This window comes from Lujinxingia sediminis, assembly GCF_004005565.1.
Lineage (GTDB): Bacteria > Myxococcota_A > Bradymonadia > Bradymonadales > Bradymonadaceae > Lujinxingia > Lujinxingia sediminis.
Genome location: NZ_SADD01000004.1, coordinates 251,814 through 274,702, shown reverse-complemented (window position 1 = coordinate 274,702; position 22,889 = coordinate 251,814). Strand labels below are relative to the sequence as shown.

The following is a 22,889-nucleotide window of genomic DNA, read 5'->3' as shown; positions in this document are numbered from 1 at the left end:
TGACAAAATGTCAGTGCTCAGGCCGGGATCGCGAGGCAATTGACAAAATGTCAATTTTGACGCCGTAAAGGGGGACCGCAGGAGCGTCGTTTGAGAAAAATGTTTGGAGCACGAACCTTTAAAAAGATCGCATAAATCAAGGGTGAATCGGTGTTGAGGGGGATAGATGGAACGCATTTTTAGGGTTTTGGCGTGGTTTTTGCAAAGCTCCCCTGCGGCGTCCTTGCACCGATGTCTGAGGGCGCGTGAGAGCTGCGCGCACCTGCCGCGATGAGACGAGAGTTATGGAAGCGTTTTTTCGAAAATATCAGAGCGTCATCAACCTGGGGTTGCTCGGGATGGGGTCGCTGTTGTCGGCGCTGATGGTCAACGGGTTTGTGGCCAGTCAGCTGGCGCCTTTTACGGTGCCGGAGGCGCCGAATTACGAGGCGATGCGCCAGCAGAGTGAGCGTCAGAGTCAGCGACCCGACCGCGCACAGAGCTGGAAGGCGGACATCACCGAGCGTTGCCTTTTTGGCTGCCCGGAGGTCGTCGACCCGAATGTGTGCCCGGAGGGGTGTGGCGAGGGCGAGGTCTGTGAAGCGGGCCAGTGTGTGCCGGCACCTGAGGGCGGGGAGGTTGGCGACGATGTGCCGGTGGCCAGCGACCTGAACATGACCCTGAGCGGTGTGATGGTGGCGAGTAATCCGCGCTGGTCCATGGCGATGATCAAAGATGGCGGCCAGAACAAGACGATGATGGTGGGCGTCGGCGATCTGATTGCCGAGGGCGCAGAGGTTGTGGAGATTCGCCGCGATCGCGTCTTCGTGGAGCGCAACGGCCAGCTCGAATTCATTCGCATGGAGGGGGCTACCAGCGGCGATCCGGCTGCGACGGCGTCGCGCTCGACGGCCAACAACTCGCGCACGTCCGGCGAGGTGCGCAGCCCCACCGTCGGGAAAAGCGCGGCGGTCAAGGCGGAGCCAACCAACGCTGAGGCCACCAACGCGGCCAGCGGCGTGGAACGCCAGGGCCCCAACTCCTTTAAGGTCGACCGCTCGATGGTGGAGCGTCAACTCGCCGACCCGGCCGCGCTCACCCGTCAGGCACGCGTGATGCCCAACTACCGTGACGGAGAGCCCAGCGGATTGCGAATGGTCGGGGTTACCCCGAGCAGCTTCTATTCGCAGATGGGTATTCGCAGCGGTGACATCATTCAGTCGGTCAATGGCACCCCGATCACCAACCAGCGTCAGGCGTTGGAGCTGCTTGAGAAGCTGCGCAGCGAGAACAACGTGGTCATTGAGATTGAGCGGCGCGGGCGTACCGAGAAGATGGAATACACCATTGAATAAGGCCGGCAGGGCTTCTTAAAAGCTGAAATCAACGCCTCTCAGGCGCCGAAGGCGCACGGGGCGAATGAGACGATAATGCGATTGAACGTTTTGAACCTTCACAAGCACGAGATGACCGTGAACCAGGCAGTAAACAAGAGCAGAAGCGGCGGGCGACGCCGCGCGATGGTTGGGGTGATCGCCGGAGCGCTGGTGCTGGCGATGGCGCCGCAGGCTTTTGCCCAGGGGGCGGCCAGCTCCGATGAGCCGGCGGTGCTGGAGCGAAACTCTCGCGGGGAGTCGGGCCAGGTGCGCCCGGCCCAGGGGCAGCAGGACCAGTCCCAGGGGCAACGCCAGGAGCAGAGCTGGCAGGAGCAGTTCAACCTGCCGCCGAACTTTGATCCGGGCTTTCGGGCGCGTCGTACCCCGGCGAATACGCGGGTGACGATCGACTTTCGTCAGTCCAGCCTGGAAGACGTGGTCAAGTTCTTCTCGGGAGCGATGAACATCAACTTCATCATCGCCGACAGCCTGCAGGCCAACAAAACCATCACGATCATGGCGCCGGAGGAGATCACGCTGGCCGAGGGCTACCGTGCGTTTCTGGCGGCCTTGAGCATGAACGGTCTGACGGTGGTGCCGATGGGCAACTTCCTGAAGATCGTGGAGAGCGGGGCGGCGATCTCCGAGCCGCAGCGTGCCTATGAGGGCGGCGACGTCATCCCCAATGAGTCGCGCATGGTCACCGCGATCGTGCCGGTGGAACGTGCCGAGGTCGGTGAGATTCAGGAGGTGATCTCCAACTTCCTCTCGTCGAGCGCCTCGGTGGTTCCTTATGGCTCCAGCCTGATCATCACCGAGAACGCCGCGAACCTGCGCCGGATTCAGTCGATGGTGGAGCGTCTTGACCAGGGCGAGGGTGCCTCAAACCTCTATGTGTATCGGGTGCTGCATGCCGACGCGACGGAGGTCTCGGAGCGGCTCAAGGAGATCTTCGACAGCGGCGACGGCGGCGGCTCAAGCGCCCAGCCCCAGACGGCCGCGCAGCGTCGTGCCGCGGCACGGGCGCGCCGCGCATCGCCCAATCAGGGGGCCGAAGAGTCCGCCTCGGCTGAAAGCGGCACGCTCGATGTGCAGATCACCGAGATCATCGCTGATGAGCGTACCAATCAGTTGATCATCGTCTCCAACGAGCGCTCCTTTCAGCGCATCCGCGAGATGATCGAGATCCTGGATGTGCCCACCGCGGTGGGCGGTCAGGTGCATGTGAAGTTTCTGGAGTACGCCAGCGCCGAGGAGCTCTCGCAGACCTTGAGCCAGCTGGCCAGCGGAGTGCAGTCGCAACAGAACCAGCGGGGCGGTCAGGCTCAGCGCCAGCCGGCCGCAGACGCCGCAACAGTCGGTTCGATTTTGCAGGGCGAGGTGCAGATCACGGCCTACCAGCCGACCAATGCGCTGGTGGTGGTGGCCTCGCCGCGTGACTACGTGGCGCTGGAGCGGGTCATCGACCAGCTCGATGCGCCGCGCCGCCAGGTGTACGTCGAGGCGGTCATCATGGAGATCGGCGTTGACGTCGACCGTCAGCTTGAGGTGGGTGCGACCAGCGGGCTCGCCCGGGATCTGGGCTTCTTGATCCCCGATCAGGCGCTCGCTTCGGGGGCGATTGAGAGCACGCAGGGCTTCGGGCTGGGCTCGAGCAATTTTGGCGGTCTTGGTGAGCTGACGGAAGGAGGGGCGGGCGCGAGCCTGAGCCTTCTGGGGCCCATCTTGACCGTGCCGGGGACGGCGATTTCGTTGCCTGCCTTCGCGCTCCTCTTGCAGGCAAGTCAGTCAGATAACTCGATTAACGTGCTGTCGACGCCGTCGATTTTGACGATGGATAACGAAGAGGCCGAGATCGAGGTTGGGGACCGCATTCCGATTCCGCGCTCGGCGGGAGTCGGTGGCGGGCTTGGAAGTATTCTCGGGCTTGGAGGGCTGGCGGGAGGCGCAGCCAGCGGACTGAGCAGCGCGCTGGGAGGGTTGGGCGGCGCGGCCGGGCTCCTAGGAGGACTCGGCGGAGGATTTCTGCCCCAGTTTGATTACGAAGATATTGGCATCATGTTGCGCATCGTTCCGCAGATCAACGAGAGCGACTACGTACGCCTGGAGGTCAACCAGGAGGTCAGCGACCTTAAAGGCGCCGGCGGTCTGACGGACGGGGCCCCTCCGACGCGGACCTTGCGCAACATCAGCACCACGGTGCTGGTGCGCGACCAGTCCACGATCGTTATTGGCGGGCTGATGCGCGATGTCGAGAACGAGACGATCAATAAAGTCCCGTTCCTGGGGGATATCCCGGTGGTGGGTTTGCTCTTCCGCAACACCAGCACGCGGACGACCAAGCAGAACCTTGTGCTGATGCTCACGCCCTACATCATCGAGGGTGAGGAGGACATGCAGAAGATCTACGAGCGCAAGATGGAAGAGCGCCGTGAGCTGATGCGTCTCTTTGCCAACCGCAACATGGAGTACATGGCGACGGTGAACTTCCAGAAGAAGAGCGGGCTTGTGGAGCGGATGCGGCGTCGTCTGGACAGCGCGGTTACCCAGGAGGAGGCCCGCCAGCAGGTGCTTGAGCAATTCGAAGATCAGGGACCGCGCTTCCGCATTCTGGGAGGCTCGGAGGCGGAGAGCGCCGCGCCGGCTGAGGGGACACAGACGCCCGCCGAGGGCGGTGAAGCGCCTGTGGATGCGCAGCCCGCGGGCGAGGAGTAAGGCATGTATAACCGTCAGCCACTTGGCGAGATCTTGATGCAGCTGGGCAAGCTGGAGCCTGCCGGGCTGCAGCGTGGCCTGAAGATGCAGGCTGAAAAGGGCGGTCGCATTGGCGAGGTGCTGCGCGAGCTGGAGCTCGTCAGTGATGAGGATGTGGCCATGGCCCTCTCGCGCCAGCTGGACTACCCCTACGAGCCCAAGATCGAAGCCGATGCCATCGACCTGATGCTCCTGGAGCGTCTGCAGCTGGGGTGGGCACGCGACCACGGGGTGCTTCCCTTTGATATGCGTCGCGGCCATGTGCTTGTGGCCACCGATGATCCCCTGGCGGTGGAGGTGCTCGATGAGGTGCGCTTTCTGACCGGTATGGAGGCGCTCCCGGTGGTGGTTCCCACCGGGGCGTTGCAGGAGGCGATCAACAAGGCGTTTGATCGCAAGAGCCGCCAGCTTGGCGCGGGCCTCGATGAGCTTGATGAGGCGGAGAACCCGCACGCTGAAGAGGCGAGTCTGGACATCAACGACCTGCTTGATGCGGGCGATGATGATGAAGCGCCGGTGATTCGCTTTGTGAACAGCCTCTTTGTGCAGTCGGTGCGCGAGCGTGCCAGCGATATTCATATTGAGGCCGGCGACAAAGAGATCACGGTGCGTTTTCGCATCGACGGGGTGCTCAAAGAGGTGGCCAGTCCGCCCAAGCGTTTTCACTCCTCGATCATCACGCGCATCAAGATCATGGCAGGGCTCAATATCGCCGAGAAGCGCCTTCCGCAGGATGGTCGAATTCGCATCAAGATGGCGGGCAAAGACATCGACATTCGTGTGGCGACGGCGCCGGCGGTGCACGGGGAGCGCATCACGATGCGTCTGCTCGACAAGTCGGCGGTGCTTTTGAACCTGCGCGATATCGGCATGGCCGAGGACCATCTTCGCGACATGATGCGGCTGATCTTCCGCCCGCACGGCATCGTTCTGGTCACCGGTCCCACCGGTAGCGGTAAGACGACGACGCTCTACAGCGCGCTCAGCGAGATCAACAGTCCGGATAAGAACATTCTCACGATTGAAGACCCGGTCGAGTACCAGCTCGAGGGCATCAGTCAGATGCAGGTGAATCCGAAGATTCAGCTGACCTTTGCCGCCGGTTTGCGCAGCTACCTTCGCCACGATCCGGACGTGATCATGGTCGGCGAGATCCGTGACGTGGAGACGGCCGAGATGGCGATTCAGGCCTCTTTGACCGGTCACCTGGTCTTCTCGACCCTGCACACCAACGACGCCGCCGGTGCGTTTACGCGACTGACCGATATGGGTGTGGAGCCCTTTCTGGTGAGCTCGACGGTGATCTGCTCGCTGGCGCAGCGTCTTGTGCGCCGACTCTGCGGGGAATGCAAGGTGGCCTACCAGCCCACGGCCGAGGAGCTGGCCGAGGTGGGGCTGACGCCGGCGGTGGTCGCCGAGCGTACCGGCGGGCATCTCTTTAAGCCGGGCGAAGACAGCGAGTGCCCCAACTGCCTGGGCCTTGGCTATAAGGGGCGAATGGGCATCTACGAGATCATGCGCGTGGAGGATGAGGTGCGCCGTCTGGTGATGAACCGCGCTGACGCCGGGTCGATCAAGAAGGAAGCGGCGCGTCAGGGCATGCGCAGCCTTCGCGATGACGGCGCTCTGAAGATTCTGGCGGGAAGCACCACCATTGAAGAGGTGATGCGCGTGACTCAGGAAGACTTTGCGGAGGCGTAGGGGCGTCGTGACGCGCTTCCGCCAGATCGTGGCGGCAGGGCAAAGGTGGATGACGCAACGACTCGGACTCTAAGGGCAATCAGGTATGCCGGTTTACGAATACAAAGGGCTGAATAAGGCCGGGAAGACGGTCAAGGGGATCCTCGACGCCGAGAGTCAGAACGCGCTTCGTCAGGCGCTGGTGGCGCGCGGGATCTTTGTGACGGAGGTCTTCGAGGGCAAAGGCTCGCGGGCGGCCGGCGGCAGCGGTGATGTGGATTTTCGCAAGATGCTGGAGCGGGTCACGCTCAGCGACATCGCCGTGCTCACCCGCCAGATGGCCACTCTGATTCGTGCGGGCATCCCGCTGGTGGAGGCGCTTAACGCGCTGACGGATCAGGCTGAAAAAGAGGAACTCAAGCGTACGCTCAGTGATGTGCGCCGTAAGGTGAACGAAGGCTCCAGCCTGGCCAACGCTCTGAGCGACCATCCCAAACATTTCAGCAACCTCTACATCAACATGGTCAAGGCCGGAGAGAGCTCGGGTAACCTGGATATGGTGCTCAGCCGGCTGACGGACTTCCTCGATGCGCAGATCGAACTTCGGGGCAAGGTGATCGGGGCGATGATCTACCCGGTCTTGATGATGGTGGTGGGCATTGTGGTGCTCGGGCTGATCTTTACCTTCGTGATTCCCAAGGTCACCTCGATCTTTGAGGATCAGGGGGCGGCGTTGCCCTGGATCACCTCGGTGCTCATCGGGATCAGCAACATCTTGAGCGGGTACTGGTTTGTGGTCTTTCCGCTTTTGATCGGGGTTGTGGTGGGCTTTGTGCAGTGGAAGCGCACCGAGAAGGGCACCCGTCAGTGGGACCGCTTTATCTTGAAGACGCCCGTGGTCGGGCCGCTGGTGCGGATGATCGCCATCTCGCGCTTTGCCAGCACGCTGGCCACGCTGCTGGCCAGCGGGGTGCCTCTTCTGACGGCGATGGATATCGTCAAAAACATTCTGGGGAACACCCGCCTGGTCGAGGTGATTGAAGATGCGCGAGTGAACATCCGCGAGGGTGAGAGCATCGCGCAACCCTTGAAGCGCTCGGGGGAGTTTCCGCCGCTGGTCACGCATATGATCGCGGTGGGTGAGGCCTCCGGGCAGCTCGAAGAGATGCTGGAGAACGTGGCGATCAGCTACACCCAGCAGACCGACATTCGCATTCAGGCGATGACCAAGATTCTGGAGCCGATCATGATTGTGGGGCTGGGTGTGGCGGTGGCGGTGATCGTGTTTGCCGTGATGATGCCCATTCTCAAGCTCAATCAGACGGTGATGTAGAGCTGGCCGGGCGTCGGCCCGGTCGCAACGCGTTCAAGCAAGGCAACGAAGTTGCATAACCCGCGCGTCGAATATGGGACGCGCTTTCACAGCACGAGGAGCAAGACCATGAAGACGATGAAGCGACGTGAAGAGATGGTTCGGGCGGCGGCCAGCATCAAGTCGGCCCGGGGTATGACGCTGGTGGAGATCATGATCGTGATCACGATCATGGCCTCGATCATGGGCGTGGTCGGTGTGTTCGTGTTCGGCGCGATCGACAAGGCCAACGAGCGCGAAGCGACCATTGAGATCCAGCAGCTCAGCCAGCTGGTGAACACCTTCTACCTGACGACCTCGCCGAACCGCCTGCCCAACGAGCTCAGCGAGCTGACCCAGGGCCCGGCGCCGCTGACCAAAGAAGTCAAAGCTGATCCCTGGGGCAATGATTACGTCTACGTGAAGAGCGGAAACCGCGACTTTGAGATCTTCAGCGTGGGTCCCGACGGTAGCGAAGGCACCGAAGATGACGTGCGTGCGGAGTAAGTTTTGAGGTCGCTCGCCACGTAGCTTTCACGCATCAGGTCACCGCAGGGAGCATCATCATGAACACGAGACGCCGACAGGATGAGGTGGTTCGGGCGCTGGCCGGCGTGACGTCAGCACGTGGGATGGTGCCGGTGCCGACCATGATGGTGATCGGCTTCATCACGGCTGTCTTCGTGGGCCTCGTCGGTGTGTTTGTGTTCGGCGCGACGTGCCCCAGACCTCCTGAACTCGACGCGAATCGCGAAATCCAGCAGCTCAGCCAGCTGGTGAACACCTTCTACCTGACGAACTCACCGAACCGCCTGCCCAGGGAGCTCGACGAGCTGACGCAAGGAGCGGCGCCGCTGACTACAGAAGTCTCCAACGATCCGTGGGGCACTCCTTACGTGTACGTGAAGATCGATAACCGCGAGTTTGAGATCTTCAGCGCGGGTCGCGATGGCAAGGCAGGCACCGATGATGATGTGCGTCCACGTTATGAGAGAAGGGTTGTGTCGGGATGCGCAGGCCAGGAGATACTAAGATGATCAAAACGCGAGCACATCGCATGGCCAGGGGGACCCGAGGTTCGGGTGCCAGGCGTCGCGGTGCGCGCGGGATGACGCTCGTCGAGATCCTGGTGGTGCTGATGATCGTGGCCGGTGTGATGGGCGCGGGCGTCTCGATGATGGGTGCGCTGACCAAAAGTCAGCTTCGCGAGGAGGCGATGCGGCTGACCTCGGTGATCAAGTACGCCTACAACCAGGCGGCGCTCAACAACACGCAGTACCGGTTGGTGCTCAACCTGGAGACGGGGGAGTATTTTACCGAGATGACCGAAGCGCCGGTGGTGGCCGCGCAGCCCGATGAGGATGCGTTCGCCGAGGGGTTGCTTCCGGAGGAGGCGCGCGAGCTTGAGGAGCAGCATCGCCAGAACAAGCGCTCGCTCTTCGATAAGAGTGAGGACGACCCCTTCGGGATCAGCCGGCGCGTGGGCTATGAGCGCGCCGAGGAGGCGGTGGTAGAGCTGACCGCGCTTCGTAACGGCGTGCGTTTTGAGAGCGTGCGTCTGGCCGGTCGGGAGCAGCCATTGACGCAGGGACGCGCCGCGCTGCGCTTCTTCCCCAACGGGTTTCAGCAGGAGGCGGTCATTGTGTTGCGCGATGAGGAGGGCTCGCGCTTCAGTCTTGTGACCGAGCCGCTGACAGGTCGGGTGAAGATCTACAGCGGGGATTGGGAGCCCGACCGCGACTTTGGCGAGGAGGAGCGCGATGATTAAGCCGTGGCGCACACCTCGAGAGGTGGGCTTTACCCTGGTGGAGCTCTTGATCGCGCTGGCGATTCTGGCCTCCATGCTCACCGTCTTAATGGGTACGGTCTCGCAGAGCGGGCAGCAGTCGATTTATGCCAGTCGGCTGACCAACGCCAGCCTGCTGGCTCGCAGCAAGATGACCGACCTTGAGTATGTGCTGATGGAGGAGGGCTTCAGCATCAGCGACCGGGCGTTCTCGGGGGATTTCTCCGATGAGGGGTATCCGGACATCCGCTGGGAGGCGACGGTGGAGCCGGTGGAGATTCCGCCGGAGATCGAGGAAGAGTTCATGGCGCAGGTCAACAGCCAGCTCTTCGGCGGCACCGACCAGCAGCAGGGGGCCATGCAGGGCAACGCTGCGTTCAGCGCGGCGCTGCCGATGCTCATGGCGCAGATCCCGGTCTTTGTGAACCAGGTTGGCGAGCGGGTGCGGCGTATCACGTTGACGGTGTACTTCGATTATCTGGGGAGAGAGCAGCATATCGAGGTGGCCCAGTACGTGGTGGATCTGGAAGACAATGACTTCCAGATGTTCGGCACGCCCGACGAATTCTCGATGGACGAGGGGGGGCGATGAGAGGGCCGCGCATCGTGCGACATCGGGCGGGATTTACGTTGATCGAGGTGATGATCACGCTGGCCATCCTCGCCGGGCTTACGGCGCTGACCTGGGCTAGCGTCTCGCAGATCTTTGTGACGCGGGATGCGGTTGATGAGCGATTTGAGCGCTACCAGCTGGTGCGTCTGGCGATGAATCGCATGGCCAATGAGATTGCTCAGGCCTATGTGGCCGGGCCGCAGCATGGTGGGGAGATCATTCCAGGCGAAGAGGCGCTCTACGAGGGGGACGAGGAGCAGATGGCGATGCAACTTCGCGAGCCGGTGCAGTTCGGAATGATCGGTCGCGATGATGAGATCAGCTTTACGGCCTTCGCCCATGTGCGGGTGCTCGAAGATGAGCGTGCCAGCCAACACACCCAGATCGGCTACGAGCTGCGCCGCGAGGTGAACGAGGAGGGCGATGTGGTCAATCGCCTTGTGCGGCGCTCCCACACCGCCTTTGTCGACGACATTTTGAGCGGCGGGGTCGTGCACACGATGATCCCGGAGGTGGAATCGCTGGAATTTGAGTACTGGGATCCGGGACCTGTGAAGATCGGCAGCGCGCGTGAGGTCGCCCAGGGGCGCTGGGTCAGCGAGTGGGATACGACCCGACGCGATCATGCCGGGCGACTTCCCACCCGGGTGCGCATCACGCTGACGATGCCAGCGTTGGGGCCCCGGGGGCAGTCGGAGGTCTTCACCACCCAGGCCACCCTGGGGATGACCGAGCTTCTGGAGTACTGAGATGCTACGTGCGATCGCGACGATAACCCGCAGCCTTCTGATCGTGCTCGACCGCCCGGTGGCCTCGCCACTTAAGGGGCGTCCGCGTGGTGTGGCGCTGATGGTGGTGCTGATCACGCTGGCGATCTTGTCGACGGCGGTGGTGGAGTTCGCCTACAGCGCGCGCGTGAACCTGGCGATGGCGACCAATGAGCGTGACAAGCTCAAGAGCTACTACCTCGCCAAGAGCGGGATGAACCTCTCGCGCTTGCTCCTGAGCTTTCAGTACGCGCTGCAGGATGAGTCGCGTCAGACCGACGATGAGATGGGGCAGATGATCGGTCGGGCGATGCGCCGCAGCAACTTCCAGCTCTACCAGTACATGGACATTCTGCTGGGGCCCTTTAACACCGGGCGCGTGGAGATTCCGCTGGCGAGCATCGACCTGAGCGCGATGGGGGTGAACGGATTCGGGGAGTTCACCGGCAACTTCGATGTGGAGGTGACCCCGGAGGAGGGGCGCATCGATATCAACGGTTTTGCCGATGAGGAGATTGACGAGGGCGACCTTTTGCTCCTCTGCGCGATGATGCTCGATACGCGCTACGACTCGATCTTTGAGGTTAAAGACGAGCACGGTGAGACGATGAGCCGCGCCCGGGTGATGGAGCGGCTGATCGACTTTGTGGATCTGGATCAGGAGCAGATCACGATTGGCGAGGACTGCACCATCCAGGGCAGCGGCGGCGATGAGCAACGCCCCTACGATCGGGACGACTCGGAGATCGAGCCGCGCAACGCCCGGTTGACCCATGTCGAGGAGATGTACCGGATCATGGGGGTCAGTGAGGCCTTTATGGAGGTCTTCGGCGAGGCATTCACCGTCTACGGCGTGAACCGACCTAACCCCAATGTGGCGAGTTTTCCGGTCTTTTACGCCATCCTCTGCCAGAACCTGGAGTTGGAGGGCGTCGACAGCCAGGGGCAGGGACTGGGGAGCCTGTGTGCCAATAACCCCATGGTGAGCCAGCAGGTGATGTACTTTGCGATGGCGCTCGACGGGGTGCGTGCCTTCTTTGAGAACCCGCTCTCGATGTTCATGGCCTATGTGGGATCGAGTGAGAGTCGACTGCTGCCCTCGGCGGAGGTCGGTCAGCCGGTGGCGTACCTGCGGGTGAGTCAGCTGCCGGAGTACATCGACGACTTCAAAGAGAATCCCCAGATCATGGCGCAGTTCATCAGCTACTCGCCGACGTACCAGTTGATGGTGCTGGAGAACCCGCAGCTTGCGATCGAGCCGATGGCGCCGGCGTTTCCGGCCTGGGCGGTGTCGTTTAATCGGCAGGGGTTGATGCGCTCGATCTCGACGAATCAGTCGACGATCTACCGCATCACGAGCACCGGGACCTACGGCAGCTCCAAGGCCGAGATTGAGGCGGTGGTGGATTTTGGAAAGACCCAACGGCGCACCCCCGATGAGCGACTTCTGGAGGATCAGGAGGAAGACAGCGAAGAGGCCAGCGAGCTGCGTACAGCGCTGCGAGAGCAGCGCGAGGAGATGGCGCGCGGACGCGTGTTGTACTGGAGGTTGCGATAGGGCACTTAGGAGCGCCGGTGCGGCGTGCGGTGCCTGGAGCGAGGCCGGCAGGATGCCGGGCCATGCAGCGCCTGGCCTGGCGAGTGATGTGGCGAGCGCAGACAACCCGAGGGTTCTGATACCGCCCGGGTTCGAGACTTAAGACGGTTAAACGAGGCATCGGCGCGACAGGCGTCGAGGCTTTCGGGAGATGGATAGATAGATGGCGAATCGAATCGTAGGACTGGATATTGGAGCGTGGGCGATCAAGGCGGTCGCTCTGGACACGCTTCAGCGTCCGGTGGAGGTGGTGGGCTTTGCCGAGGTGCGCCTGGCGGATCTCGACGAGGTTGCGCAAACCCCGGAGCCGGTGGAAGAGGCCGCGCTCGAAGAGGTAGAAGCCTCCGAAGATGGCGCGAACGTTGAGGGGGAGGGCCTTGATGAACGTCGCGAGGAGGCGGCCGATGGCGGGGATCGTGAAGAGGCGGGCGGATCGGCAGAGCCCGCTGAAGCGGTGGCGCGCGAGCCCTGGGTGCGGGGGCTGGAGCAGCTGATCGCGCAGGGGTTCTTCGAGGGCGCGAGCCGTGTTGTGGTGGCGATGCCCCATGGCGAGGCGATGACTCTGCGTCTGGGCGTGCCCTTTGAGGGGAAGGCTCAGGTGACGTCGGTGTTGCCGCATCTTTTGATGGGCAGCCTGCCGATGCCTTTGCAGCGGGTGACCTATGACTTTGAGGTGATGCCGGGCAAAGGGGAGGAGCCCTTTGATGCGCTGGTCGGTTTTGTGGAGAGCGAGCGTCTTGCCGGACTGCTCGGATCGATGCAGACCCTTGGGGTGGACCCGGCGATGGTGGGCATCTCGGAGCTCTCGCTGCGTCAGGCCGCCGAGCGCTCGATGATGTTGCAGAGTGAGAGCTTTGCGGTGATCGATTTTGGCCATGCCCACACCCGTCTTTTGATTCAGGACGGCGCGCGCACGGTGGTGGCGCGCGCGATCAAGCAGGGGGGGCAGGCGCTGAGTGAGGCGCTGGCCGAGAGTTTCAACCTGAGCCTGGACGACGCCGACCGGCTCAAGCATCAGCGTACGCGCCTGGATGTGGGTGCCGATGAGGCTGACCCGGCGGTGGCGCGCGTGGGCCAGGTAGCGCGGGAGGTGCTCGGGCCGCTGGTACGCGATCTTCGACGCACCTTTCAGTCGGCGTATGCGCGCGACCGGGTGCAGGTGGAGACGATCTTTATCTGCGGCGGCGGCAGCCGACTTCAGGGGCTGAAGCCCTATCTGGAGCGGGAGTTTGGCGTGGCGGTGATGCCGCTGAGCGTGGAGCTTTCGGTGAGCGATGAGGCAGCCGTGAGCTTTGGCGCGCGCCAGCCCGAGGCGATGGTGGCGCTGGGCGCAGCCCTGATGAGCGTGCGCGAGAAGGGGCAGGTCGAACCGGTTAATCTGCGTCAGGGACCTTTTGAGTTTCGCGGTAAGTCGAGCTACGTGCGCGCGCAGCTTGTGCGTCTGGGCATCGCCGCAGCGGTGCTGGTGGTTCTGGGGCTGGGCGTGCTCTTGATGCAGCGTCTCGATCAGAGCGCGCAGCTCGACGCCATGAAGGAGGCCACCGCCGAGCAGACCCAGGCGCTCTTCGGGGAGCGATTAACCTCACCGGCGGCCATTCGCGCTCGTCTGGGCGGGGCGGCCGGTCCGGAGCGGGGTTTCGTGCCCTTGAAGAGTGCGTATGAGCTGCTCAGTCTGGTGACCGAGGGCACCGCTGATGTGGCAGAGCTTCAGCTCGATCGCATCGACATCGACACCGACCGTCAACTCATTCAGATGGTCGGGGTGACCGACTCGCCGCAGTCCGTCGACCAGATTGCCGCTTCTCTGGAGCGTCAGGAGTGTTTGACCGACGCGCGTAAAGAGAAGGTGACGGTGCAGGGCGATAATCGCGTCCAGTTTGAGATTCACGTGACCAGCGACTGCTCGTAAGGGCCAGGAAAGATCGATGAGTGAAGAAGATAAAGAGGGTCAGAAGAAGAGCCTGGCCGAGACGATCGCCGGGCTCTCCGATCGCGAACGCAAGCTCCTGGCTGCGATGTTTGCGACGTTTGCGGTGCTGGGGATCTTTGTGACGGTGATGCTGGTGCAGCGCTCTCTGGACACCATTGAGGCTGAGACGACGACCTACGAAGACGTGCTCAACCTGCTGGCGACGGCCGGGCCTGATTATCTGGCTCAGGAGGCCGGCGGGGCGGTGGATCCTCGGGTAGAGCGCTTCAGTGAAGAGGTGCTCGATAATAATACGGTGCAGCTCACAAGCCTTGTGGCCACGCATGCCACCGCAGCCAACATCGCGGTATCGAGCTACGATGAAGATCAGAGCCCGATCGGGAGCGCGCGCGGCAATGACGGCGGCCCGATCATCGTGGAGCGTCTGTTGCGGGTCGATATTCGTCGCGCTGAGATGAACGCGCTGGTCGATCTGCTCGACCGCATTGAGAAGAGCGATGACCCGGTGATCATCAAGCGCGTCGATGTGCGCTCGGTGGGCGGCGAGGGGCAGGTTCGTGCGCAGCTGGTGGTTTCGACGTACCAGCGTCGTGCCCAGGAGGAGAGCTGATGCGAGAGCGATTATCCGAGTTGTGGGAGCGCCGCTCGTTCCGCGTTCTGGCCTATGTGGTGTTTGCGGTGGCGATGTTTGGCATCTTTCTGGTGCTGACTTTTCCGGAGCGGCGCGTGCGCCAGATCGTGACGGTGCAGCTGGAGAAGGCGCTGGGCCATCAGTACGACGTTTCGATCGCTGAGCTGGGGCTGTGGCGTCTGACGGGCGCGCAGCTCGAAGGTGTGCAGCTCAAAGAGCGCGTGCCGGCCTCCGAGCTTATTGGGGCGGAAGGGGGGCTTGCGCAGCAGATCTATGTGGAGCGGATCTCGGCGCGTTTTGCGCCTCTGGGAAGCCTTTTGCGCCGCGGTGCGACGGTGAACTACCAGGTCGATATCGGCGGCGGGGTCTTAAGCGGCAGCTACACCCATGGCAGTAAGCGACGGCTTGTAAGCGTCAAGAGCGACGACCTGGATCTGCGCGAGTCGACCCTGGTGGCATCCTTTCTGGGGATTCCGGTCTTCGGGCAGCTCGATACCGATGTGGAGCTGGAGCTGCATCCGACGCGTCCGCTCTTGACGGGCGGGGAGATCGCGTTAACCGGGCGGCAGTTTACCGTGGGACCGACGGTGCTTCGCACCGAGAGTCTGCCGGTGGACCTGGAAGTGCCGATGACCAACTTTGGCAACATCGTGGTGCGCGCGCATGTCGAGAGCCCGGAGGGCGGAGGGACGCCTCGTCTTGTGATCGACACGTTTGAAACGCGCGGCCGCGATATCAACACCGAGTTCTGGGGGCATGTGGATCTGGGGGCGCAGATGGGCAAGAGCCGCCCGCGTCTGGAGATGCGCCTGCAGGTCAACGAGGAGTACGTCACGGCCAACAACCTCGGAGTGGTCTTTAATATGACGGAGTTCCGCAACGGGCGTCACCAGGACTGGTACGGGTTTACGCTGGGCGGAACCTTTCAGGACATCGCGTTTCGGGGTGCGGCGACCGCCGCGCGGGGGCCGAGTGAGGCTAAGGCGCCTGCCGCCGATGGCGAGGCCGAGGCCGGTGACGACGAGGGTTGATGCGGCGATCGCGCTTCGGGGCTTTTGAGGAATTCGCACCCGGAGCGCGGCGTTGCTCGCCAGGTACCACCCGCGCTGTCTGATGGTCGAGCCGGCGCGAAGACGCTCTCCCCCCCACGCCCTGTAGTCCCCCGCGAAGTAGGTGTTATGGAGCAGTCCGCATCCTCGGGCTTGAAGCTGCCCCTGATCCGTCGTGACCAAAAAGAGATTTCGGTCAACGGCGCCCGTGAACACAACCTCAAGAACCTCAACCTGACGCTGCCCAAGCGCAAGCTGGTGGTGTTCACCGGCCCCAGCGGCTCGGGCAAGTCGTCGATGGCCTTTGATACCCTCTATGCCGAGGGGCGACGGCGATATGTTGAGAGTTTGTCGACCTACGCGCGTCAGTTTCTGGGGCAGATCGAGAAGCCGGACTTTGATCAGATCACCGGGTTGAGCCCGACGATCTCCATCGAGCAGAAGACCACCGGGAGTAACCCGCGCTCGACGGTGGGCACGATCACCGAGGTGCATGATCATCTGCGTGTGCTGTGGGCGCGTCTGGGCGAGCAGCGCTGCCACGCGTGCGATGAGCCGGTGAGTGCGACGAGCGCGCACGCGATTGCCTCGCAGCTCATCGAACTTCCCCAGGGCACGAAGTTCATGTTGCTCGCCCCTCTGGTGCGCAACCGTAAGGGGGAGTACCGCGAGCTCTTCGATGCGCTGCGCAAGCAGGGCTTTGTGCGGCTGCGCGTCGACGGGGAGTTTGTGGAGCTTGAGGGTCTGGAGAAGCTCAAGAAGAGCTACCGCCACGATATCGACGTGGTGGTCGATCGGCTGATTGCCAAACCCGAGGCGGCCTCGCGCATTCAGGAGAGCGTCGATCGGGCGGTTCATGTGGGTGAGGGCAAGTGCCTGGCGTTGGCGCCGGAGGGTCAGGAGGTTGAGTGGACGGAGCGGCTTTTCAGCACCGAGCGCAGCTGCCCGAGCTGCGGGACGGCGTTTCCGGAGCTGACCCACCAGAGTTTTTCGTTCAACAGCCCGCTGGGCATGTGCCGCGGGTGCCAGGGCATCGGATCGACGCCCCAGGTCGATCGCGGGTTGCTGGTGATCGACGAGACCAGAAGCCTCTCTGACGGGGTGATCGAAGCGATCGGGCCGGAGCCTGTGCCAGGCGGTCGAAAGTGGCGCTGGCACGCGGAGGTGGCCGACTTCTGGATGGATCTGTCGGTGAGCGCGAAGGCGCGAAAGATCGACCTGGAGAAACCCTGGGCGAAGCTAAGCGAGGCGCAGCGCCGCTTTGTGCTGGAGGGGCCGGACGACACGGCGAAGGGCTACAAGGGCTTTAGGGGCGTTGTGGGCTTTGTGGAGCGCGCCTACGAGCACGCGTCGAGTAAAGGAGCACGCGACTTCTTTGGCGAGTTTATGGGGGAGCAGACCTGCCCCGAGTGTGAGGGGCGGAGGTTGCGTCCGGAGAGTCGGGCGGTGTTCTTCCGCAAGGAGTCCCTGGCGGAGATCAATGAGCTGGACATCGACCAGGCGCGCGACTTTTTTGAGGGCATTGAACTCAAAGAGCGCGAGGCGTTGATCGCCGAGGAGCTCTTAGGGGAGATCCGCCGTCGTCTGCGATTCTTGCAGGATGTGGGGCTCTCGTATCTTACGCTGAATCGTCCGGCGGGGAGTTTGTCGGGCGGCGAGAGTCAGCGTATTCGCCTGGCGAGCCAGCTGGGAAGTGAGCTCAGCGGGGTGCTCTACGTGCTCGACGAGCCGAGCATCGGGTTGCATCAGCGTGACCATAACCGCCTGCTCAGCACACTGGAGGAGCTTCGGGACGCGGGTAACTCCGTGATCGTGGTGGAGCACGACCGCGAGACGATGGAGCGGGCCGACCTGGTGGTGGACTTCGGTCCGGGAGCCGGGCGGCTGGGTGGCGAGATCGTGGCGGTGGGGACCCCGGAGGAGATTCGCCAGACTGAGGGGAGTGTGACCGGCGACTACCTCTCGGGCCGAAAGAGGCTCGGGTGGCCGGAGCAGCGTCGCAAGCCCGATGAGGGCATCTGGATTCGCGGAGCACGGGAGAACAACCTCAAGGATGTGGATGTGCACATTCCCTCCCGCGCTTTCGTGTGCGTGACCGGGGTGTCCGGGGCGGGGAAGAGCACGCTGGTCAACGACATCCTCTTTCCGGCCATCGCGCGAAAGGTCTACTTCAAGCACCGCTCGGTGGGCGATCACGACAGCATCGAGGGATTGGAGCGCTACGATAAGGTCATCGAGATCGACCAGAGCCCGATCGGACGCACTCCGCGAAGCAATCCGGCGACGTACACCAAGGTCTTTGATCTGATCCGCGGCTTTTTTGCGGAGCTGCCCGAGTCGAAGATGTACGGCTTTGAGGCGGGGCGTTTTTCGTTCAACGTCACCGGCGGGCGCTGTGAGGCGTGCTCGGGGGCCGGTGTGAACCGGGTGGAGATGAGCTTTCTGGCCGACGTGTACGTGCCCTGCAACCTGTGTCTGGGCAAACGTTTTAATGCCTCGACCCTGCGTGTGCGCTACCGCGGGCATTCGATCGCCGACGTGTTGGAGATGACGATCGCCGAGGCGGCCGAGCTCTTTGAGGCGCACCCGAAGATTCGCCGCATCTTGCAGACGCTGCTCGATGTCGGCCTCGATTATATGAAGCTCGGTCAGGCCTCGCCGACGCTCTCGGGCGGGGAGGCTCAGCGGGTGAAGTTGAGCCGGGAGCTCGCCAAGATCGCCACCGGTGACACCTTGTATATTCTCGATGAGCCGAGCACCGGGTTGCATTTTGAGGATATTCGCAAGCTGCTCAGGGTCGTCGATCAGCTCGTCGATGCGGGCAATACCGTGGTGATGATCGAGCATAATACCGACATCATCGCGTATGCCGACCACGTGATCGACGTGGGCCCGGAGGGCGGTGTCGATGGCGGGAGGATCGTCGCCCAGGGCACCCCGGAGGAGGTCGCGAAGGTCAAAGGCTCGTACACCGGCATGTTTCTGGCCGAGCTTTTTGATGAGGCGAAAGTCTGAGGGGTTTTGGCTGGATATGGTAATGAATTCAAAGGGATGTGGCGACGTGTCGGGCCCGGAGGTCGAGGTTTTTGAGACGGCCGATGGCTCAAAGACCCTGGTCGATGTGGAGCGCGGCGTGCACTACCGCTCGCGTCACGGGGCGGTGCAGGAGTCGCGGCACGTCTTCGTGGAGGGGAGCGGACTCATCGCGCGCGCGGGCACCTGGCGGGTGTTGGAGCTGGGGTTCGGGGCGGCGGTGAACCTGGTGGAGACGGTGCGGGCATTTCGCGAAAGCGATGAGGCCAAGCGCCTCGTGTACCACACGGTGGACTGGCGTCCGGTGGGGCCGGAGGCGCTCGCGTTTCATGAGGGTGAGGGCGGTGCGCTTGCCCGGGAGGTGGCCGCAAAGGCAACGAAGCGATCTGGCGAGGCGGTGCGGGCGCTCTCCGAGGATGGGCACGTGGAGGTGGTGCTGCACGCGATGGCCTGGGATGAGGTTCGGCTCGGTGAGGGCGAAGAGGTCGACGCGGTGTACCACGATCCTTTTGCCAAAGAGGTCAACCCGGAGGCGTGGACGCCGGCGTGTTTTGCCTGGTCGCGGTCGTGGGCCGCGCCGCACGCCAGGCTTGCGACCTACTCGGCGGCCACGGCGGTGCGTCAGGCCATGGAAGAGGCTGGCTGGAAAGTCTGGCGGGCGAAGGGGCCGGGGCGAAAGCGGGAGATGACCGTGGCGACGCTTCAAGATGAGTCGGTGGAGCCGCCGGGCTTGAAGCGCTGGGGGCAGGGGTGAGCCAGGGCGACGAGAAGGGGCCCCGGGCGGCCATTGCGGTCGTGGGCGGGGGGCTTGCGGGGCTTTCGCTGATCGATGCCCTGCTGGAGCAAGGTCATCCGGCGGCGGAGCTGCTCGTGATCGACGCTGCAGATCCGCAACGAGGCTCGAGCGCGCCGGCCACGGTGCTGCATCCCTTTGCCGGACGGACCATGGCGCCGGGTAAGGCACACTGGCGGGCGTTTTTGAAGAGCTGGGAGACGCTGCAGCGCTGGTGTGAGCGCGAGGAGGAGCCGTTGTGGCGGCCGGCCCCGATGATGCGGCTGATGGAGGGCGATAAGCTCAGCGCGAAGCTCGAAGAGAGCTGGGAAGAGGCGCATACGAGCTACCCCGAGATCGTGCGCAGCCGGCGAGTGGAGGGGGAGGAGAGCCGTCGGCTTTTGCCGGGCTGGCAGGGGCGGCCGGCGCTTGTGTACGAGCCTGCGGCGGCGGTGGATATGCCGGGGTTGTGTGCGGCGCTCTTAAAGCGCGCCCGTGAGCGGGGCGTGCGTGTGGTGCAGGGGGATGTGGCGGATCTTCGACGCGATGAAAAGGGCTGGGATATTGGCCTGACGAGCGGAGCGCCGGCCTGGCGAGCGGCCCGGGTGGTGCTGGCTACCGGTGCTGCGCTGGGCAGGCTTCTTGGCGAGGCCGATCTTCGGGAGCGTCCCGGGGAGGTGGGGGTGTGGGAGGCGACCGGCCCGCTCAAAGGGCTGAATGTGATGGTCAACAGCGCCGCCAACATCTTCGAGCGCCCTGACGGACGCGTGGGGGTGGGCTCGACGTATTTAAAGCGCGAGGGCTGGCGGGAGCGCGGCGATGGGGAGGCGAAGCAGGAGCTTGGCGAGAAGATGGCCGCCGCACTGGGCGGCGCCGACCTCGGGAGGGCGCTGCAGATCTGGCGGGGTGTTCGCGGCATCTACGGCAGTGATCATCGGCCGCTGGTGGGGCCGGTGGCCGGAGAGTGTGAGCTCTACGTGATGGCGGGTTTTGGCTCCAAAGGGCTGACCTGGGCACCGGCGATGGGGCAGGTGCTGGCTGCACATCTTCTGGACGGCGCGCCGCTCTGGGAGGTGGTTGATGCGCGGCGTGCCCGTCAGATGCGCCTTCGGCGCTGAGTTCGTCGCTCGCCACACCCAGGCCACAACCTCCACCTTGCGCGGGATCTTCTCGCTGCGTTAAGCTCGCCGCGATTGGCCTACCAGCATGCTGCGTCGCGCTTCGATCACTCGGGCGCAGCATACACAGCGGCGCGCGACAGCGGCGCCCGAACCTCGGGAGCACTATGAGCGGTGATGAGACGCTAACGCTGAGCGATATCCTCGACGACCTGGTACTCGTGATGGGAACCGTCGCCGAGCAGGTCGCCTTGAGCGGGAGCGCAAGCTACGACGCGATCTCCGGGGAGGTCGGGCGCAACCTGAGCCTCCATCTTCTGAGCTACGTGCGCTTTCTGGAACAGAGCGGTCGGATGACCTACGACCGCATCAGCGATCAGCTGCGGGTGACGCCTGAGGGTGACGCCGCGCTGGATGCACCGTCGACGATGCAGGCGGAGGTTGCTGAGACCTTCGCCGAGCATCTCAGCGAGGAAGACGTCATTGAGGAGGGCCCCGGCGACGACACACTCGGCGGCGATGATGAGGTCGCCGATGCTTTTGCCGACGTGTTTGACGAGGTCAATGAGACGTTTTCAACGCCGGCCGAGCAGGCCGTAGAGCCGGAAGCTGACGCGCACGCGTCGGCGTTTGAGTCCCAACCCGAGAGCACCTTTGAGGCGGCAGCAGCCGCCAGCGAGCCCAACATGAGCACGACGACCAGCGAAAACGGTGGAGGATCAGTGAGTCAGGCCTACGAGCGACACGAAGAGCTGGGTAGCGGTGGTATTGGCACGGTGTATCGCGGTGAGCAGACCCGCTTGAAGCGGCAGGTGGCGATTAAGGAGGTCCGCGAGATCTTCAACGTGTTTGCCGGCGTGCAGCGGGGCGATATTCTACGTCGCTTTGAGCAGATCGTGCAGACGCAGGCCTCGCTGATGCACCCCAATATCGTGCAGATTGTCGACGTGGTCACCGACGGGGAGTACCCCTTTGTGGTCATGCAGCTTGCGCCCGGCGGCAACCTGCGTCGGCTCATTGAGGTGGAGGAGCGGCCACCGCTGGCGGTGGCGCTCAAATACTTCTTCCAGATTTTGCACGCGCTCAACGCCGCCCACGATCAGGGCGTGGTGCACGGCTCGCTGAAGCCGGAGAACGTGGTGCTCGACCATAGCGGCAACGCGCTTTTGACCGATTTTGGCATCAGCCGGGTGGTCGAGCGTGAGGGAGGCCGTGGCAACCAGGTCTATGTGGGCGTGGGCACCGTGGCGTATATGGCCCCGGAGCAGTTCCAGGATCCGAACCTGGCGACGGTGCGAAGCGACATCTACTCGCTGGGCATCATGTTCTACGAGATGCTCACCGGCAAAGTGCCGGGGCGTCGCTCCCCGATGCCGTCGAGCTTTTTCCCGGATATCCCGCGGGCGCTCGACGATATCTTCGACCGTATGTCGATGGACCGCGAGGAAGACCGCTACGAGCGCGTCGATCAGATCATCGCCGACCTTTACGCAGCCGAAGACGTGATGTCGATCCTCGACAAGCGCAGCGGGGTGCTTTTCTTACGTGATCCGCTTAAACACGGGGAGCTGGGCATTGAGGGCGTGGCTGCGCCAGTGTCGGCCGCGGTTCCGGCCCCGACGATGGGCGGCGTGTCGATGGGCAGCGTGTCGATGGGCGGTGGGTTGAGCGAGGCGATCAGCGAGGCGATCGATGAGGAGGTTGCCGGCCTCTCCGAGGCGTCTTCCAGCGTGGGTGAGGAGGACTCCAGCGTGTCGGAGGAGTTTGAGATCCCCGAGGACGAGGTCGACTCCGAGGTGGAAGAGGTGGCGGCCGAGGGGGATGACGACGTGCTGGGCAAGCTCGATAAATACGGCGCACTCTTTGAGGAGGACTGATGACGGCACCCAGGTTGCTGGATTTTGAGGGGACCTTTCCGCGGCTGGACTCCGGGGTGTATGTGGCACCCGGGGCGAAGGTGATCGGGGAGGTGAGCGTGGGGGCGGACTCCAGCGTCTGGTACAACGCGGTGGTACGCGGAGATGTCTGCCCGATCACGATCGGGGAGCGCACCAACATTCAGGATCTCGCGATGATCCATGTGACCAGCGGTCAGTACCCCACCGTCATTGGCGATGACGTGACGGTGGGGCATCGCGCGATCGTGCACGGTTGCACCATCGGTGATCGCGTGCTGGTAGGCATGGGGGCGATCGTGCTCGACGGGGCGATGATCGAAGAGGAGTGCATCATCGCCGCCGGGGCGCTGGTCACGCCGGGAACGCGGGTGCCCGCAGGCTCGATGGTGATGGGGACACCGGGCAAGGTGGTGCGCGCGTTGAGCCCGGCGGAGCGTGCAGAATTCGTGCGCTCCGCGGCGCATTACGTGCAGATGGCGCGGCGCCACGGCGGCCCCACCACCCAGATGGGGGGGACCGGAGTTAGGGGCATGCCCTGACGCCCGGGCGGGCTAT

18 protein-coding genes are annotated in these 22,889 nt (G+C 63.4%); all 18 read left to right on the top strand.

Features of this window, described 5'->3' with window-relative positions:
• Positions 1-284 precede the first annotated feature (284 nt).
• Positions 285-1,334 carry a type II secretion system protein GspC gene (gene gspC, locus EA187_RS10205; protein ID WP_127780202.1) on the top strand — a complete coding sequence of 350 codons (1,050 nt, stop codon included), beginning with the start codon at positions 285-287 and terminating at the stop codon, positions 1,332-1,334.
• A gap of 117 nt (positions 1,335-1,451) precedes the next feature.
• On the top strand, positions 1,452-4,070 hold the full coding sequence (gspD, locus tag EA187_RS10200) for a type II secretion system secretin GspD (RefSeq protein ID WP_127780201.1): 2,619 nt from the start codon (positions 1,452-1,454) through the stop codon (positions 4,068-4,070).
• 3 nt (positions 4,071-4,073) lie between these two features.
• Positions 4,074-5,810, top strand: coding sequence for a type II secretion system ATPase GspE (gspE, locus tag EA187_RS10195; RefSeq protein WP_115603789.1), 1,737 nt, complete (start codon positions 4,074-4,076; stop codon positions 5,808-5,810).
• Positions 5,811-5,895: 85 nt separating this feature from the next.
• Positions 5,896-7,122, top strand: a complete 1,227-nt coding sequence (gene gspF / locus EA187_RS10190; RefSeq protein WP_115603790.1) for a type II secretion system inner membrane protein GspF — start codon at positions 5,896-5,898, stop codon at positions 7,120-7,122.
• A 108-nt stretch (positions 7,123-7,230) separates the two neighbouring features.
• Entirely contained in the window at positions 7,231-7,647 is a 417-nt protein-coding gene (locus EA187_RS10185) for a type II secretion system protein GspG (protein WP_127780200.1), read from the top strand.
• A gap of 59 nt (positions 7,648-7,706) precedes the next feature.
• A complete protein-coding gene (locus EA187_RS10180; protein WP_127780199.1) occupies positions 7,707-8,177 on the top strand; it encodes a type II secretion system protein GspG in 471 nt (156 codons plus the stop codon).
• The gene (locus tag EA187_RS10175) at positions 8,174-8,908 is read left to right on the top strand and encodes a pilus assembly FimT family protein (protein ID WP_164856177.1); all 735 of its coding nucleotides are present in this window, start codon (positions 8,174-8,176) and stop codon (positions 8,906-8,908) included. The genes EA187_RS10180 and EA187_RS10175 overlap by 4 nt, the downstream gene beginning before the upstream one ends.
• Positions 8,901-9,518, top strand: a complete 618-nt coding sequence (locus tag EA187_RS10170; RefSeq protein WP_115603793.1) for a type IV pilus modification PilV family protein — start codon at positions 8,901-8,903, stop codon at positions 9,516-9,518. The genes EA187_RS10175 and EA187_RS10170 overlap by 8 nt, the downstream gene beginning before the upstream one ends.
• On the top strand, positions 9,515-10,288 hold the full coding sequence (locus EA187_RS10165) for a type II secretion system protein GspJ (protein WP_127780197.1): 774 nt from the start codon (positions 9,515-9,517) through the stop codon (positions 10,286-10,288). Before EA187_RS10170 ends, EA187_RS10165 begins: the two co-directional genes overlap by 4 nt.
• Position 10,289: 1 nt before the next feature.
• Positions 10,290-11,864, top strand: coding sequence for a type II secretion system protein GspK (locus EA187_RS10160; RefSeq protein ID WP_115603794.1), 1,575 nt, complete (start codon positions 10,290-10,292; stop codon positions 11,862-11,864).
• Positions 11,865-12,066: 202 nt separating this feature from the next.
• Complete coding sequence (gene pilM / locus EA187_RS10155) at positions 12,067-13,812, top strand: pilus assembly protein PilM (protein WP_127780196.1); 1,746 nt, start codon at positions 12,067-12,069, stop codon at positions 13,810-13,812.
• 16 nt (positions 13,813-13,828) lie between these two features.
• Complete coding sequence (locus tag EA187_RS10150) at positions 13,829-14,443, top strand: hypothetical protein (protein WP_127780195.1); 615 nt, start codon at positions 13,829-13,831, stop codon at positions 14,441-14,443.
• Positions 14,443-15,495: a type II secretion system protein GspN gene (gspN, locus tag EA187_RS10145; protein ID WP_127780194.1), complete on the top strand. Its 1,053-nt coding sequence runs from the start codon at positions 14,443-14,445 to the stop codon at positions 15,493-15,495. Before EA187_RS10150 ends, gspN begins: the two co-directional genes overlap by 1 nt.
• Positions 15,496-15,642: 147 nt before the next feature.
• Positions 15,643-18,528: an excinuclease ABC subunit UvrA gene (gene uvrA, locus EA187_RS10140; RefSeq protein WP_127780193.1), complete on the top strand. Its 2,886-nt coding sequence runs from the start codon at positions 15,643-15,645 to the stop codon at positions 18,526-18,528.
• A 22-nt stretch (positions 18,529-18,550) separates the two neighbouring features.
• Positions 18,551-19,300: a tRNA (5-methylaminomethyl-2-thiouridine)(34)-methyltransferase MnmC2 gene (gene mnmC2 / locus EA187_RS10135; RefSeq protein ID WP_164856176.1), complete on the top strand. Its 750-nt coding sequence runs from the start codon at positions 18,551-18,553 to the stop codon at positions 19,298-19,300.
• Complete coding sequence (locus EA187_RS10130) at positions 19,297-20,436, top strand: NAD(P)/FAD-dependent oxidoreductase (protein ID WP_164856175.1); 1,140 nt, start codon at positions 19,297-19,299, stop codon at positions 20,434-20,436. The genes mnmC2 and EA187_RS10130 overlap by 4 nt, the downstream gene beginning before the upstream one ends.
• Before the next feature lie 167 nt (positions 20,437-20,603).
• Complete coding sequence (locus tag EA187_RS10125) at positions 20,604-22,313, top strand: serine/threonine-protein kinase (protein ID WP_127780190.1); 1,710 nt, start codon at positions 20,604-20,606, stop codon at positions 22,311-22,313.
• Positions 22,313-22,873, top strand: coding sequence for a gamma carbonic anhydrase family protein (locus EA187_RS10120; protein WP_115603802.1), 561 nt, complete (start codon positions 22,313-22,315; stop codon positions 22,871-22,873). The genes EA187_RS10125 and EA187_RS10120 overlap by 1 nt, the downstream gene beginning before the upstream one ends.
• The last annotated feature ends 16 nt before the right edge of the window (positions 22,874-22,889 follow it).